Raw genomic sequence first — 16226 nt, 5'->3', positions numbered from 1 at the left:
ACCATCGTTTAAGGCCCGCCAGGGCCTTCCTTTCGAAAACAGCAAGGGTCAGGCCCGGTCGCCACGCAATCCTTTAATGGTCGATTCCAGATACTCAGCAGACGCCCGCTCAGCGCCCACCAGGTCACCCGCAAAAATATCCACTTTCGACCAAAACCGTTTTGGCAAACTGGCCAACGCCTTACCGTTGCCGTGGCTGAAAAAAGACCCCCACAAACCACGTAAGGCCACCGGTAACACAGGCACCGGATTGCGTTCCAGAATCAACTCAATACCGCGTCTGAAGTTATCGATTTCACCATCACGGGTTAACCGGCCTTCCGGGAAAATACACACCACTTCACCGTTCGATAATGCCTCACTGACCTGATCCATGGCCGCTTGATAAGCCGCCGGATCACGACGCTCAGAGGTAATCGGAATAGTTTGCGCCAAACGGAAAAACCAGTTCAACCCTTTGCTGTCATAAATGGGTTTGTCCATTACGAAACGCAGCGGTCGACGACAAGCCCCGGCAATCAGCAAGGCATCCACAAAACTGACGTGATTGGCTACGATCACAGCAGCACCCTCATCAGGTAAGTTATCGAGGTTTTGGTGTTTCACCCGATACATGGTATGGGACAACATCCAAATGCAGAACCGAAGGACGAACTCCGGAAGCTGACTATAAATGTACCCCGCCACCACAAGGTTCATAATCGCTAAAACGCAGAAGTACTCAGGAATGGATAACTCTATAACACTTAAACATATGATAGAGAACACAGCTCCAACTACCATAAATAACGCATTAAACACATTATTAGCAGCCATAACCTGTGCTCTCTCTTCTTCATTAGAGCGCTGCTGAATCAATGCATTCAGAGGGACAATAAACAAACCTGCAAACATAGCAATAAGCAATAAATCTGCCATCAGGCGCCAATTTTCAGTGTTCTGAATAAAGTCGACCGCCCCTATGTCCGTTGCCGAAGCGTCCGGTACTGCGAAAAATAAATCAATGCCAAATACACTCATGCCAAGCGAACCAATCGGAACAATGCCTAGTTCTATTTTTCGACCGGACAAGCGCTCACACAGCAAAGAACCAAGGGCTATACCGATTGAAAATAGGGCCAATAATAGTGTTGATACTTCGGGATTCCCATTGAGTACATCTTTTGTGAAGCTTGAGAATTGAGTTAAATAACTTGAACCAATAAACCAGAACCAACTGATTGCCATAATCGACAAATACACTGGTCTGTTCGCCAAGGTACTTTTCCAAACACCTGACAATTCTGTTACGGGATTCCAATTTATTTTTAACTTCGGTGAAGGAGCCTCAGCTTTTGGAATGCTGCGACATACCAGATATCCCAACATCGCAAATACAACTATCGCGATTGGAACCGTCACTTTTACATCGGTAGCACTAACTAAATACCCAGCAAAGATGGTGCCTAACAAGATGGCAAGAAAGGTTCCCATCTCGACCAAAGCATTACCTCCAACCAATTCTTCTCGTTTCAAATTCTGAGGTAAAATCGAAAACTTCACCGGGCCAAAAAATGCCGACTGTGTGCCCATCGCAAACAACAGTAAAATCATGCCCCAGATCGATTCAGACCAAATGGCAACACAGGCCAGGCCCATCACCACGATTTCGAACAGTTTAATCTTACGAATCAGCTGAGATTTTTCATATTTGTCAGCCAACTGTCCGGCCAAAGGCGAAAAAATAAAGAAAGGTAAAATGAATAAACCCGCCGCCAAGTTATTAATCAGGTTTTTATCCAGACCGCCCTCTGAAGCATCCCCCATGGAAGCAAAGGTGCCAAACGCAACAAACAATAACAGCGCATTTTTATACACATTGTCATTAAACGCGCCCAATGCCTGAGTTAAGAAATAAGGTAAAAACCGCTTTGTCTTTAAGAGTTCAAATTGACTGTGCTGACTCATAACGTCGCTCCCTGAGTAAATGATGTCTCACCATTGCACCAACCCGATAAAAAATGTGTCATAAGATTTTCTACCATGTGTTCCTTTGAAATGTCTATGGGCGAAAACAACTTGTCTTCGACGGCCAACACTGAGATGCCGTGAACGCCCGCCCATAAGACTCGTGCGGTTTGTTCCAACCCGTCCTCCGAGGCGCTCGGATTCAGCCGAATTAATTGCGCCTTCAATTGAGCAAACATCTGATCAATGCGGTGCAGTTGCCACTCAGGAATCGCTTCCTCTGCGGCCAACCGATGCTCAAACACCAGTCGCCAGGCATAAGGTTGATTTTGGGCAAAGTTCAAATACGCTTTTGCCATCGCCAACAGCGCTTGTTGCGGTGGAAGAGGCGCCATCGTACTACCCACCACCGTACTGCCCGCCATCGTATCCGATAATGCATCCAGAGTGTGTGCATTCACGTGCAACAGTAACATAGCGTAGCTGCCAAAGTGATTAATCAAAGTGCCTGGCGAATAGCCAATCGCTTTTGCTATCTGACGCAAACTCAACTGCTGATGGCTTTGCCCTTTCAAATAATCCTGTACCCAGGCCACAGTCATCTCGGTAATCTGTTGCGCGGAATGGTCTGATCGTCTTGCCATGCTCACCTAACCCATAACTAATAATTACTATTGAATAATCGATAATGAACACCGTTCAATTAACCATAAATTTAACACTGTTCAATTAAAATTCAAGTAACGTTTTCTTATAAAGCAGACCGCTCATCCATTAATCCGGTCGAATTGAGCACTCACTCACAAATATCTGGTATCTTTCAGCCAAATATGGATTTACTGACAAAAAGATTAATAACCATCGCATGGAAGTCATTGGCTCTTATCATCTGCACCTGCGCGCCGTTCTTTTAATGACGCTCGCTTTCGGTTTGGCATTTTCACACGCTTTGCCTGCCAACCATTTGCCACCTCAGGCTATTGAAACTGCAGCTTTTGAAGACACAACGCCTACCAATCTTCAGTCAGCCTCTCCTCAAACGACCTTTTTTAACATGGACCAACCGTCGCTTTTGCAAGGGATGTTCGTCGGCGTTGCTCTGTTGATATGGTTTTACATCAAAGTGATCGCCACGAAACGCAATGAAATAAAATCTACGAGGGATTGCCTGACCGATCAAAAACCCTACGCAATGATCGTTGAAGACGACCCGGTCAGCCAACGGATACTGACTAAAACTCTGTCTAAGCTGAACTACCAACCGGTGGTTGCCTGCGACGGGCAGCGGGCTCTCGACCTTCTTTCAAACCACCCATGGTCCATCATTTTTATGGACTGCCAAATGCCCGTTAAGGATGGTTTAACGGCCGCCAGCGAAATCCGGGCAATGGGGAACGTCTATCAGGCCACTCCGATCATTGCATTATCCAGCAACAACGCCCGTGGCTTTGAAAAGCGCTGCCTGGCAGCAGGCATGAACGACTATCTCTGCAAACCTCTCTCCTTCGGTAAAATTAAATCGCTGATCGCCAAACACAACCCTGATCACGCTGAAACCACTTTGTGAGACCTGTGGCACACTCGCTCGCGCTTCCACAGTCTTTGCACAATTTGTGACCTTTTGATGCATGGTGCCGCTCTAGATTGACATACACAGTGCCTCGTTCCAGAGGCTTGATGTCAGGAGGGGACATGCTTACAACAACACAACAGCCAACCTTAAATAAAGAAGTCACATCATCCGGGAACTTGCTTCGATTACCGACACTGATTGCCGCCATCACATTAATGACCGCCTGTGGTGGCGGTGGCAGCAGCGACAGCTCCGACGACGTTTCGGCAGACAACAGCGCCACGACCGAAGACAGCAACAACGATACCGTGACACTGACCGCCGCCGATGAAAGTTTATCGGTGATCATTACCGATCGAAACCTGTCCGGGAACCCGACCGAAAACCGAGATCTGCCCGACATCACAGAAGATTTACCCCAACTGGGAATGAAACTGTTTTTCAGCAAAAGTCTGGGGGGCGCCATGGACAGTGCCTGTGTTTCCTGTCATCACCCCGCATTGGGAGGCGATGATGACCTTTCACTTTCCATCGGTGTGGCTGCGCTCAACCCGGATCAACTGGGTGAAGGCCGGCAAAATGCCGACGGCATCCCAGTGGTACCGAGAAACGCTCCCACAGTATTTAACGTCGCGCTGTGGGACGTGGGTTTATTTTTTGATTCACGCGTGGAAAGCCAAGGCAAAGAGGTCGACACCAACGGCGCTTTGTCCGGCATCAGTACCCCAGACAGCGGCTTTGGGATCACCGATGCCAATGCCGGCGCCAACCTGACGGCAGCGCAAGCGCGGTTTCCGGTGACGTCCGCCGAAGAAATGAAGACGGACAGTTTTGAAGTCGGCAGCGACAACGACACGGTTCGTGATCATCTGGCCGCCAGAATCGGGAATTATGGCGTCGGGGCAGGGGAGTTGACCACCAACGATTGGTTGACCGAGTTTCAAACCGCGTTTGGCAGCACCGCAGACGCCGAAACCTTAATTACGTTCGACAATATCGCTCAGGCGATTGGTGAATACGAACGCTCTTTGGTGTTTGTGAATAACCCTTGGAATAACTACCTGAACGGTGACCTGAATGCCATCTCCGAAGAACAAAAAGAAGGGGCGATTTTATTCTTCACCTCCGTCGACCAAGGCGGGGCGGGGTGCGCCGCTTGCCATAATGGCGACCTGTTTTCGGATCAAAGCCATAATACGGTGGCCTTCCCCCAATTTGGCCCAGGCAAAGGCAACCCCAACAACGACGACTTTGCCCGAGAAAATGTCACGGGCGACAGCGATGATCGTTATAAATTCAGAACACCCTCGTTACTGAACATTGCGGAAACCGCACCTTATGGCCACACCGGAGCCTATAAAACACTGTCCCAAGTGGTTCGACATTACACCAACCCAAGAGGCCGGGTGGATGACTTTTTCGACGATGGCGGCTGGTGCCAACTGGAACAATTCGATAATGTTGCTGATTGTGCTACGTTGTATCCTAACGCTGAGAGTAACTCGAATCTGGCGCTGACCAAACTCGATGCTGAACGCCAGGCGGGCACGTCCCGTTTCCCGCAAAATGCACGACTGAATAACAACGAAGTGAATCAGTTAGTGGCATTTTTAGAAGCCCTCACCGACCCTTGCATTAATGACCGAAGCTGTATTTCACCCTGGATTCCTGACACCGATAATACCGGCCCGGACGGCAATCAGTTAAACGCCGTCGATCAAAACAACAACCTGCTTTAATGTTTTTGAATACAACGCCAGTGTGCTGATTAAGTACACTGACGTTGTACTTTCGGTGCCCTTCAGAACGTCTTCACCAGCCCCCGTCTCACCAGCATACAAACCACAGACTTCCGATAAACAAACCCCACGCCCGCCATAAGCTATCTATACTTCATCAATACACATGACTCAGGGTTAAAAAAGGCGACTATTCATGACAACCTTCGCAAGGACACGAGCCGTTCTTATGTGGTGTATCATTAGCGTATCCCCGGCATTGATTGCCAGTGAACCTCAGCCTGCGCTAACGTCATTAAAGTTCTGTCATGAAGACCAAAACGCTTATCCCTGGGTATTCCAAGTGGACGGCAAAAACCAAGGGCTGGACATCAGCTTACTGTCACTGGTATCCCAAAAAATCAATATTCCGGTGGAGTTTATTTCTTTGCCCTGGAAGCGCTGTTTATTGCATCTGCAAAACGCCAAGGTACATGGCGCCATCGGAGCCAGCTTTAAAGCAGAGCGTTTAAACATGGGCCGTTACCCGGTCACCGCCAAAGGGAACCTGAATGCAAACCGGCGTATTCATACCTCGAGTTATTCACTCTACATTCCCAAACAATCCAAACTTGGCTGGAATGGCGAAACCTTCATCAATCTGGACGGCCCCATCACCATTCAAAGCGGTTTCTCGATTGGCGACCTCATCAGAAAACTGGGGGTACAAACCGTCGAGTTCACCAACCCGAAAGACAATTTAAAAATCGTCATAGAAGGCCGAGCCGCCGGTGCCGCCATGCACACCGACCGAGTCGATTTGATTCTTAAAAACAATCCGGATTTAGACGCAAACATAAAAAAATACAAAGTGCCCATTCAGACCAAGCCTTACTATTTAATGCTGTCTTTTGAATTGGCAAGAAACCACCCGGAGCTTGCAGAAACCATTTGGACAACCATCGCCGACGTTCGCGAATCGGAAGAAATGGCCAACATCCGAAACGCCTTTTACCTGGGCAGCCTCTTCGAATGATGACGCATCACCTTCTGTGATCAGCTAATATCCAACCGTTTTAACAATCGGTGAAAATTACTCCGATCCAGCCCCAGAGCCGCCGCCGTTTTGGATCGGTTGCCCTGAAACGCAACCAACGACTTACGAATGTAATTGGCCTGAAACTCGTCCATGGCAGACTTTAAATCACCCGCCTGAAACTCAGCACAGGCATCTTGTTTTGCTGCCGTCGTCAAACCAACCGACACCGAATGCGAAGACTCATTCAGTCCTAAGTGATGAGGTTCAATCACCGCCAACCGATCCTGTTTACCGCGCTCCGCAAACGCTTTTAACGCGGCCCGGCTCAAGACGTGCTCTAATTCCCGCACGTTGCCCGGCCAGCCATAACTGACCAATGCTTGCTCAGAAGACTGAGACAATGCCAGGTTTATGTGGCCCAACTTGCGCTGCATCCGGCTCAGAAAAAAACCGGATAACGGACCAATATCCGACAACCTGTCCCGCAATCCCGGAACAGCAATCGGATAAATGCTCAAACGGTGATACAGATCGGCCCGGAAGCGACCTTCGGCCACTTCCTGAGAAAGGTTCCGGTTGGTGGCCGCAATAATGCGCACATCCACATGCAGTTCACGGTCAGAGCCGACACGTTGCAAGTCACCACTTTGAATGGCTCGCAACAGTTTAGACTGAGCCACCAATGGCAGCTCGCCCACTTCGTCCAGAAATAACGAGCCACCATCGGCCAATTCAAATTTGCCTGCCCGGTTCTTGGTGGCGCCGGAAAACGCTCCCGCCACATGGCCAAACAATTCACTTTCAACCAAGGCTTCAGGCAACGCCGCGCAGTTCACCGCCACCAAAGGGGCATCGGCCCGGCCTGACGCCTGATGAATACTGTGCGCCACCAGCTCTTTACCCACACCGGTTTCGCCTGTGATCAATACGGTTAAATCGGACTGAGCCACCGTCTCAATCTCGTCCATCAAACGATTAAACGCCGGACTTTGGCCGATGAAGCTGAATTTGGCTTTTTGTTCGTAAATCGCCCGGGCCACTTCGGTTTGATGTTCAGCTTCCTGCTCTAAACGCTCAATCAAAGCAGCGGTTTTGATCGCCGCTTCGGTTATCCGGATCAAGGTGTGCAACAACGGCGGGTCAATTTGATCAAAGGTTCCGGGGGTTAATGCATCCAAAGTGATGACGCCCCAGGGTTGCTCATCGATGTACAACGAAGCCCCCATGCAATCATGCACATGAAGGTGACCATCTTCGGTGGGAATCAAGCCGTCATAAGGGTCGGGGAGGGTGCAGTCCAGATCAAACCGGACGTACTGACGGCTGTGTAAGATGTGAGCCAAACGGGGATGTTCATCCACCGCAAATTGCCGCCCCATCATGTCGGAACCAAAGCCATTGACGGAACGCGGCACCAGTTGATGCCCTTCCAGCTGTAACATGGCACAAGCATCACAGGGCATTAATGTTAACCAGGCATCCATCAACCGCTGATACCGCGCCTGGCTGGTCATATGTTTTGATAAATCGCCCAGGATTTCAGCCAACACCTGATACAACGCGGATGTCAAAGTGACACGCCCTCCTAATATTTCGAACAAACATCGCAACCTAGCGAAGCTGTAGGCCCAATTCTTTTTGCGCTATGAGCCGAAGTATATAACTGATTTTTAAGGCCGTCGCCAAAACAATGTTCGACAAGTGTGCCACCACCGTCAGCATCAACGATTCTAAAGGCAACCAAAAGGCCTCCGCCAGCGATACCAGCAGCAATAAAAATGTAGCCGCCATGGCCTGATTGGCCACCAATAACATCGTTTGATAGTTCATTATCACTCCTCGTTCACTTCGTACCGGACAGTCGACCCAACCAGGTGGTGGTCGGTGAAGATCAATGCACCGAGCACCACCAGCGGCACGGTTCCAATTACGCTGCGTGTTGGCTCCGGTCAATCGCTAACTCTTCCAGCGGCCCAAAGAACTCAAAATGCGTTTGAGCTTCCGGAATGCCCAGATCAGCCGCCAGCTGCAACACTTGTTGCATAAAAATCTTAGGGCCAAGCACATAAAGCTCTACGTCTCGCTTTGCGCCCAAATGATCCTTCAGGTGCGTTTCCGTTAAGAAACCGAAGTCATCGGCCAGCCCCGTTTCCCCAGACAAATCAGACTCGGCCGGATGACTGTAAATAAAGGTGCTCGATACATGCGCGTGAGTCTCGGCCAGGTGTCTGACCTCACGACCAAAAGCATGCGCCTGGCCATTGCGGGCACAATGCAGAAAATGAATCTCCCGACCTGCCACTGCATAATCGCCCAGACTGGCCTTCAACATCGACAAGGCAGGTGTAATGCCCACGCCAGCAGTCACCAGCATCAGAGGTTTAGGATTCTGGTTCAGGGTAAAATCACCGCACGGGGCCGTAAGCGCCAGTACATCGCCGGGTTGAACGTCATCGTGTAAATGGTTTGATAGGGTGCCACCGTCTTCCCGTTTGACACTGATTTGCAAAGTGTCCCGTCCCGGCGACGACGACAAACTGTAACTGCGTCTGACCTGCCTCTCATTGAGGGTCTTAACGATGGTGATGTATTGTCCTGGATGAAAGTCGATCACCTCACGATCATGGGCCGGAGCCAACACAAACGAGGTGATAACTTCACTTTCCTGACGCTTTTCAATCACTTCAAAATCGCGCAGGCCATTCCAACCACCCTGACGCTCCGCCATGAACTGATACGTCGCTTGTTCTGACCCGATTAAGATCTCGGCCAGTTGCTGATAAGCCGCACCCCAGGCATCCAACACTGCATCATCAACGGCATCGCCCAGTACCTCTGCAATCGCCGCCAACAAACATTCGCCCACGATCGGATAATGTTCGGGCAAAATGCCTAATGAACAGTGTTTCTGAACAATCAAGCTCACCGCATCGGATAAAACATCCAACCGATCCAGATTTTTCGCATAGGCCACTACCGCATTCGCCAACGCCTCACGCTGGGTTCCCTGTTGTTGGTTGGCCTGATTAAAATAGTTCAACACGCTTGGGTAACGCTGAAACATCAACGGATAAAAGCACGAGGTGATGTTTACTGCGTTTTGCTCAACCGCTGGTAATGTTGCCTGGATAATGGCTTTTTGTTGTTGTGAGATCATGTTTATTTTCCTGATTCGAGTCTTTTTGGTCTTGATTTTAAATTTGTGTTTTTTATCTGTAATTTTGAAAACCGGGGATCAATCTTGCTTGGCTGCCGGTTGCAGACGGTTGGCAACCACGGCGACTTGATCACCTATTTTCCACTGACGATTAGGCGACCGCACCACCTGAACGTCACCATGCTCATTACTGACCTGATAAGCCTGCTCGCTCAACCCGGAAGTCTCCTGCAGTTGACCGCCCAACCAAGCGATACCCAGGCCGCCCAAAATAGCACCCACAGGTCCCGCCACGACCCCGCCGGTCATTACCCCGGTCCAGCCGCCAATAAAATGGCCAGCGGTGTTATTGGGCGCACGACCGATCACTTCATCGGCGTACCCAACGGACGCAGCCCCATATAAACTGATTAAAAAAAGAAGAAGGGATTTATTCATCGCCTTACTCTCAAGTGGTTAAAAGTCCTTTAACCATTCCAAGAGCCATGCCAACAACTAAACTATTGATTTAGATCAATATATTTTTCACCGGTTGTGATAAAGACACAGAAAACAATGGTCATAAAGACAACAATGTTGTGATTTAGACAACAAAAGATGAAGACGCGAAAGCGAACTGTGGGAAAGCCTGAACGGCGAAGGTGATCCAGAATCAGAAAACAAGTAGGGCATGATGTTCCACCTGAGGCCGCGATGAAATCGCAGCCGGATGGACAGCCTTGTTGCAGGACGCCTTAAAGAGAGTTATCGCGGTTTCTGAATTGTTGCCAGAGGCTTTTCGGAGAGGGAAGGTCAGGCATTCCACTCAACTGGGATTTGATCATTTCCAGTGGGTTGTTGCTGGTCAGTTCAGACAATGCAGGCACCTTAGGTAGCTTTTCCGGCCACACATGCACCAAACCCATCGCGTATTTCATCACCAGTTTCTGGCCCAGAGTAAAACGACCGGCAACGCTCAGCCCCAGATTTCGGACCAGCTTCACCGGCATAATGTCATTACTGAAGGTATGATAAAACAAGTCCATGATGCGCATCATCATCGCATTTTGAGGACGACGGACGTTTTGATAGCCGCTCAGCACGTCCAGAGTCCAGAAGTCTTCGCAGCGATCTCGCGCATCAATGATTTTATTGGTTAAGGTCAGCACGTCCTGAAAACCTAAATTCACCCCCTGACCTGCTAACGGGTTGATGGTGTGCGCGGCATCGCCAGCCAGCACCACGCGCTCACCGAAGTAACGTTCTGCATGGCGCCTGATTAAAGGAAAACTGCCTCGTTCCAGCACTTCCGTCACTTCCGGTAATTCATCCGGAAAACTGCGTTGCAGTTTTTTCCGAAACGGCTCGTCATTCAACAAATTTAAGGCATCGATGTTTTCAGGCGTGTTGTACCACACCAACGAACCATAATGCTCACCGTTGATGTCCGGTAACGGTAAAAACGCTTCCGGCCCGGTGGCTGTAAACCCTTGCCAGGTGATGTCTTCCTGTCGGCCCTGATATTTTACCGTCACCACCAACGCGTGTTGCTCATACGCTTTGGCTTCGGTATCAATGCCAGCCCACTGTTTAACCACCGAATTGGCACCGTCAGCGCCCACCAGTAGCTCTCCTGTGAAACGACGGCCATCCGCCAGGGTAACAGCAACGCCTTGGGTCTGTTCAATGTCTGCCACTTCCGCCGGAACAATTAAATCCACGGTATCGAGTTCGGCAATGCGCTGATGCAATGCCAGCTGGGTGATCCGGTTTTCAACAATCACCCCCAATAAAGGTTCACCCAGCTCTTCGGCGTCAAACTCGGTTCGGTTCATCCGCGTTGGTATTTCTGCGCCGGAAATCGGGTGATGCAGTTTTTCCCACACGGCCATGCGTTGATAAGGTGCGTAGCGCATCGCCTCAATGTTTTTCCAGGCGTGCACTTTCTTTAAAAGCTCAATCGACGCCGGGCTTAATGCAGATACTCTTAGATCCGGCTGCTGACTGGCATCAAAGGCATTCGGCGCAAAACGGTCAAACACAGCCACTTTCATTCCCACCTGACCCAACTGACAGGCAATGGCGCTGCCGACCATTCCGCCGCCAACAATAAGCACATCGTAATGCGAGCTGTGAGATGTTTGTGATCCGATATTTTGCGCCATGGTGTTCCCCTACAAGCATTCTGGCCATGAAAGCACGGAATGATGGCAGGCTGGCTGATATAAATCAAAATTCTTGGTGCACTATTTTTCACCCAGACGCAAAAAAGCCGCTTAAGAAAGCGGCTACACAGAGAGGTGGGGTCTCAGGGTAAAACGGTTGTACAAGCAATCAAAGCATCGTACCGATCAGTTTGCGAAATACATGCCCTCAAAATAATCTTTCAAAGCCCGCATGCTTTCACGTTCCTTTTCTGTCGATGCCATCATTACTACAAAGCTGCTATCGTCCAACATGATATTCTCCAAAGTTTGAATAAGCTTTTTTTGACACTTTAGTCAGAGCATCAGCTGTACCAATTTAAAATTTTCATTCTTTTTCAAACAGTTAAGTAAAGCCGACAAATTTTCTTGTCTGTTACTGTTCAAAAAACGAACTCCAACGGGGCATGGAAACGCGCTGACGCACTAAACTGGTTGTTTATTGATCAACTTATAAGATAGGTCTAATTTATGACAATTGTGTGGCAAATCACCAATAAAGGAGAATGCTCACAGCAGCTACAGAGAATGCGACCAATTTTCATTCACAACCGCAAATGGAAGCAGATAGGGTTAGCTGCTCTGCATCAAACGAATAAGGTGAGAAAAGGCTTCTGCCGCCTTACTGGCAGCATCACGATCGTGCTCCAACTCCAACCAGTGCTTACCGGTTTCAGGGTGATTAATCCAGCATTGATCGCCAACCGAATCACACTCAACCCCCAAGTAAGGGTTAACCCCATAGACAGTGATTTGATCCTGATTGAGGCTGTAGCCACCTGACTGGTTGGATCGTTTTTCAAGAATGGAGACGACACCCCGGCGCACCTGAATCTGATATTCGCTGCCAAGCCATTTCCGGGTATCCCGGTATCGGCCGGGAATGTATCTGTGATTGGATAACAAGGTATTGATATGCAGTTCCAGCGCGTCCCGGCCTGAATCCACCAAATACAGACTTTGCAGTTTGTTGATGTAATTCTTATGTTCTTTATCTTCGATGACCAGCTGACTGCCCATCGACTTACGTGCCGATTCCGTCTGCTGCTTCACTTCAGAATCTTCGATACGGTTCAGTAACTCAAGACTGGCGCGATAGAACTCGCCCTCCCGGCCTTGTTGTTCCAGATAAAACTCCAGCGCTTCTTTGGCTTCTGAATACTCTTGCAGTTCGGTCGATACCTTTCCCCGATAATAATAAAATTCCGCAGGCGGGGCATCGTCCAGAGCCTTCACCGAAATGAGCCGGGCGTTCGCTTTGTCCCAGTTTTGATTGGCCACCGACGTTTCCACCGCCAACAACAGGCGATCTATTTCTATTTCCTTGGGCAACGCTGCCACCGGCAAAGCCACCAACCCGGTCATAGATACGACCAAGCCAAAACACAGAGACCGAAACACCTGAGACTCTTTCATACTGGATTCACTTTCCCATTCAAAAAAAAGACATCTCTGAGTTTAGTTTAGAAAACTCATTTTAGCTGTGACAGGCATCCCGAGAGTTGATCAACAAGCCCGTTCATAAACCGGATGTATTGGTTTGGTTGATCCGACGAGAGCTGAAACTGACTGCCGAGCGGGTCCAGCACCTGATAATACAACTGAGCATTCGTGACCCGATCCAGCCGAATCTGTTGAAACTCAGGCTCATAAAATACGCAGGCTTTCGTCACCCCGTCGAGGGTTTTGGCAAGCCGGCCCAATTGAGCGGCCGTCGGCTTAATGCCGGGATTGACGGTTAATACCGCTTGGTTGGCGATGGCCAATGACTTTTCCAGATATTGGTAGGCATTGTGATAGACAAAATAAGGCGCGTCACGATGAGGTGCCAGTTGTTGCGCCCACTGGTTCTGTGAAGCGCTGACCTGTTCTGCAAAACGGGCCGCATTCGCCTGGTAGTACTTGCTTTGCGGCGGGTTAAGCGCCGACAACCGGTCGGCAATCACAAGAGCCAGTTCAATCGTGGCCTGTTCACTGAGCCAGATGTGGGGATCGACCGAGCCATGGGCATGCCCATGGTGGTCCGTTGCGTCGTGGTGTGAGTGACCGTCATTGTATAAATGGGTCGCATCACTGGTGTGTTCCAGCATGGCCAACATTTTATCGGTGTAGCGTGATTCAAAACGAACCATGTATTGTTCCAAGGGCAACCCCACCCATAAGATGATGTCGGCACTGGTCATTGCCCGGATGTCAGAAGGCTTCAACACCCGGTGGTGCGGTGAGCCATTTTGATTCAATACACTGACCTGCGCTTTCCCACCGGCAACATCGCGTGCAATCATCGCCAGCGGCGGTATGGAGGCAAGAATTTGGGGGTCTGACCCGGCACTCGCCGTACCAGAATAAGCCACAAGCCCAACCGCCATACTCAAAACAACCCACGACACGGCCTGTGATGGCCAACTCAACGCTCTGCGAGCCGCTCGTTTAAATCCAACTAACCCCATTAAAACGCTCTCAATACTTCAAATAAATGTTATAGTATTACATTATCTCTTTTTTACAGGCGTATTGGAAAGTGGATTCTGCGTTTTCCCATCATAATCATCATCAATGTCAAACCTCGGCCGTCGAACAGGCTCGCCGCTTGTGCGAAGAACAAGGCGTTCGCTTCACCAAACTTCGGGAGCAATTGTTTACTCTGATTTGGGAAAGTCATAAACCTGTCACCGCTTATAAATTGCTGGATCAAATCAAGGACAGTGATTTTTCAGCGACACCGCCGACGGTGTACCGCACGCTCGACTTTTTACTGGAACAAGGCTTAATTCATCGCATTAACTCACTGAACGCCTTCATTGGTTGCTGCCAGCCGGGCGCACGCCACACCGGCACCTTCATCATTTGTGAACGGTGTGAACACGCTCAGGAAGTGGATCACGCAAACATTCTCCACGCCATTCAACAGGTCAGCGAACAGCATCATTTTCAAATGAAGAGCTACGTCACCGAAGTCTACGGGTTATGTCCACAGTGCCAACACCCGGATGAGCACGACAACAATAAGGGGTTGGCATGAGCCTGTTAACCGTTTCGGGACTGACCTTAAAGATGCAGAAACGAACCATTCTTGATCAGATTGAGTTCACCATTCAGCCCGGGCAAATCGTCACCCTGATCGGCCCGAACGGTGCCGGAAAATCTTCGCTCATTCGTTGTATTCTGGGCTTACAAAAATACCAGAAAGGCAATGTCACTATTCAACCTGGTGCCCGCATCGGTTACATGCCGCAAAAAATGCACGTCGAACAAAGCCTGCCCATCACCGTCGACCGGTTTTTATCGTTAGGCCCTAAGTCTTCCAAAGATGACCGGCTTGCGGCACTGCAACGCGTGTCGGTCGATCACATTGCAGAGTCTCCGCTGCAAACCATTTCGGGCGGCGAACAACAACGGGTGTTATTGGCAAGAGCCATTCTGAACAAGCCCCAGTTAATGATTCTCGATGAGCCAGCGCAGGGCGTAGACATCAATGGTCAGGCAGAACTGTATCAGCTGGTCCAGTCCATTCGGGACGAACTGGGCTGTGGCGTGTTAATGGTGTCGCACGATTTGCATCTGGTCATGGCGGCAACCGATCAGGTATTGTGTCTGAACCACCATATTTGCTGCTCAGGGCACCCCGACGAAGTCACCCGCAGCGACGAATACATCTCGATTTTCGGTCCTCAGAAAATCCACCCGATGCTGGCACACTATACCCATCATCACGATCACACCCATGATCTGCACGGTGACTGCCAACATGAAGGCCATCCGTCCGATCAGACCATGGCCAAAAGCCATTCACACACCGAAGGACAAAAACATGCCTGAGTTTATGTTGTACGCACTCTTGGGCGGTTTGGGCATCGCATTAATGGCCGGGCCTCTGGGTTGCTTCGTGGTCTGGCGTAAAATGGCCTACTTCGGTGATACCCTGGCGCACTCGGCATTGCTGGGCATTGCCTTAGGCCTGTTGCTTGAAATCAATCTGATGCTGGCGGTGACTGCCGGTTGCGTGCTGTTAGCAACGTCGCTGGTTATTTTGCACAGCCGAACCATTGCGATGGACACCTTGCTGGGGATCATGTCCCACACCACTCTGTCGCTGGGGCTTCTGGTCACAGCAATGATGGATGACGTCAGAATCGATCTGATGGCCTACCTGTTTGGTGATTTATTATCGGTTGAACCCTTCGACCTTTATTGGATCGCCGCGTTGTCCGTGATCATCATCGGGTTGTTGGTGAAGCTCTGGCAGGGCTTGCTGTCGATCACTCTGCAACCTGAACTGGCCGCCGCAGAAGGGTATAAAGTCCAGTGGTTACAGTGGATACTGATGATCATGATTGCAGTCGTCATTGCCTTGGCCATGAAAATCGTCGGTATTTTATTGATCACCTCGTTACTGATTATTCCACCCGCCATTGCCCGGGTATTGAGTAAGTCTCCCGAACAAATGGCGGTCATTGCCACTTTATTCGGCATGTTGGCGGTGTGCTCTGGTTTGGCCGGTTCCTGGTTTATGGATCTCCCCGCTGGCCCGGCCATTGTCACCAGCGCCGGAATGATGTTTCTGATCACCCACAGTTTGGTGCGGTTAATTCAAGGCCAGCAAAACTAA

General features: G+C 49.8%; 15 protein-coding genes. 6 read left to right on the top strand and 9 right to left on the bottom strand.

Features of this window, described 5'->3' with window-relative positions; all coding sequences use genetic code 11:
• Nucleotides 1–48 precede the first annotated feature (48 nt).
• Nucleotides 49–1947, bottom strand: coding sequence for an MFS transporter (locus tag ABD744_RS21830; protein WP_344800732.1), 1899 nt, complete (start codon nucleotides 1945–1947; stop codon nucleotides 49–51).
• Nucleotides 1944–2591: a TetR/AcrR family transcriptional regulator gene (locus ABD744_RS21825; protein WP_344800731.1), complete on the bottom strand. Its 648-nt coding sequence runs from the start codon at nucleotides 2589–2591 to the stop codon at nucleotides 1944–1946. Before ABD744_RS21825 ends, ABD744_RS21830 begins: the two co-directional genes overlap by 4 nt.
• A gap of 221 nt (nucleotides 2592–2812) precedes the next feature.
• On the opposite strand from ABD744_RS21825, the gene ABD744_RS21820 reads away from it, so the two are divergent.
• The 3 genes from ABD744_RS21820 to ABD744_RS21810 all read left to right on the top strand — a co-directional run bounded on the left by ABD744_RS21820 (nucleotide 2813) and on the right by ABD744_RS21810 (nucleotide 6274).
• A complete protein-coding gene (locus ABD744_RS21820; RefSeq protein WP_344800730.1) occupies nucleotides 2813–3514 on the top strand; it encodes a response regulator in 702 nt (233 codons plus the stop codon).
• Nucleotides 3515–3639: 125 nt separating this feature from the next.
• Entirely contained in the window at nucleotides 3640–5259 is a 1620-nt protein-coding gene (locus ABD744_RS21815; RefSeq protein WP_344800729.1) for a cytochrome-c peroxidase, read from the top strand.
• Nucleotides 5260–5455: 196 nt separating this feature from the next.
• Nucleotides 5456–6274, top strand: a complete 819-nt coding sequence (locus ABD744_RS21810) for a substrate-binding periplasmic protein (protein WP_344800728.1) — start codon at nucleotides 5456–5458, stop codon at nucleotides 6272–6274.
• Between the two features lie 20 nt (nucleotides 6275–6294).
• On the opposite strand, the gene norR is transcribed toward ABD744_RS21810, so the two are convergent.
• The 7 genes from norR to ABD744_RS21775 all read right to left on the bottom strand — a co-directional run bounded on the left by norR (nucleotide 6295) and on the right by ABD744_RS21775 (nucleotide 14067).
• Nucleotides 6295–7878, bottom strand: a complete 1584-nt coding sequence (norR, locus tag ABD744_RS21805) for a nitric oxide reductase transcriptional regulator NorR (RefSeq protein WP_344800727.1) — start codon at nucleotides 7876–7878, stop codon at nucleotides 6295–6297.
• Nucleotides 7879–7888: 10 nt separating this feature from the next.
• Nucleotides 7889–8107 (bottom strand): hypothetical protein, encoded by a 219-nt coding sequence (locus tag ABD744_RS21800; protein ID WP_344800726.1) that lies wholly within the window; start codon nucleotides 8105–8107, stop codon nucleotides 7889–7891.
• A gap of 97 nt (nucleotides 8108–8204) precedes the next feature.
• Nucleotides 8205–9434: an NO-inducible flavohemoprotein gene (hmpA, locus tag ABD744_RS21795; RefSeq protein WP_344800725.1), complete on the bottom strand. Its 1230-nt coding sequence runs from the start codon at nucleotides 9432–9434 to the stop codon at nucleotides 8205–8207.
• 78 nt (nucleotides 9435–9512) lie between these two features.
• Nucleotides 9513–9872: a hypothetical protein gene (locus tag ABD744_RS21790; RefSeq protein ID WP_344800724.1), complete on the bottom strand. Its 360-nt coding sequence runs from the start codon at nucleotides 9870–9872 to the stop codon at nucleotides 9513–9515.
• 296 nt (nucleotides 9873–10168) lie between these two features.
• Nucleotides 10169–11578: an FAD-dependent monooxygenase gene (locus ABD744_RS21785; RefSeq protein WP_344800723.1), complete on the bottom strand. Its 1410-nt coding sequence runs from the start codon at nucleotides 11576–11578 to the stop codon at nucleotides 10169–10171.
• A 612-nt stretch (nucleotides 11579–12190) separates the two neighbouring features.
• Nucleotides 12191–13033 (bottom strand): hypothetical protein, encoded by an 843-nt coding sequence (locus ABD744_RS21780; protein ID WP_344800722.1) that lies wholly within the window; start codon nucleotides 13031–13033, stop codon nucleotides 12191–12193.
• 56 nt (nucleotides 13034–13089) lie between these two features.
• Nucleotides 13090–14067, bottom strand: a complete 978-nt coding sequence (locus ABD744_RS21775) for a zinc ABC transporter substrate-binding protein (protein ID WP_344800721.1) — start codon at nucleotides 14065–14067, stop codon at nucleotides 13090–13092.
• Between the two features lie 71 nt (nucleotides 14068–14138).
• Here ABD744_RS21775 and ABD744_RS21770 point away from each other — a divergent pair, with 71 nt between their 5' ends.
• Genes ABD744_RS21770 through ABD744_RS21760 form a run of 3 tightly spaced genes read left to right on the top strand, consistent with a single transcriptional unit; the run spans nucleotide 14139 to nucleotide 16226 of the window.
• Nucleotides 14139–14639, top strand: a complete 501-nt coding sequence (locus tag ABD744_RS21770) for a Fur family transcriptional regulator (RefSeq protein ID WP_344800720.1) — start codon at nucleotides 14139–14141, stop codon at nucleotides 14637–14639.
• Nucleotides 14636–15436, top strand: a complete 801-nt coding sequence (gene znuC, locus ABD744_RS21765) for a zinc ABC transporter ATP-binding protein ZnuC (protein WP_344800719.1) — start codon at nucleotides 14636–14638, stop codon at nucleotides 15434–15436. The genes ABD744_RS21770 and znuC overlap by 4 nt, the downstream gene beginning before the upstream one ends.
• Nucleotides 15429–16226, top strand: coding sequence for an iron chelate uptake ABC transporter family permease subunit (locus tag ABD744_RS21760; RefSeq protein ID WP_344800718.1), 798 nt, complete (start codon nucleotides 15429–15431; stop codon nucleotides 16224–16226). The genes znuC and ABD744_RS21760 overlap by 8 nt, the downstream gene beginning before the upstream one ends.

This window comes from Litoribacillus peritrichatus (genome assembly GCF_039537985.1).
Classification (GTDB): Bacteria; Pseudomonadota; Gammaproteobacteria; order Pseudomonadales; family Litoribrevibacteraceae; genus Litoribacillus; species Litoribacillus peritrichatus.
This window is presented reverse-complemented; position numbering and strand designations above follow the sequence as displayed.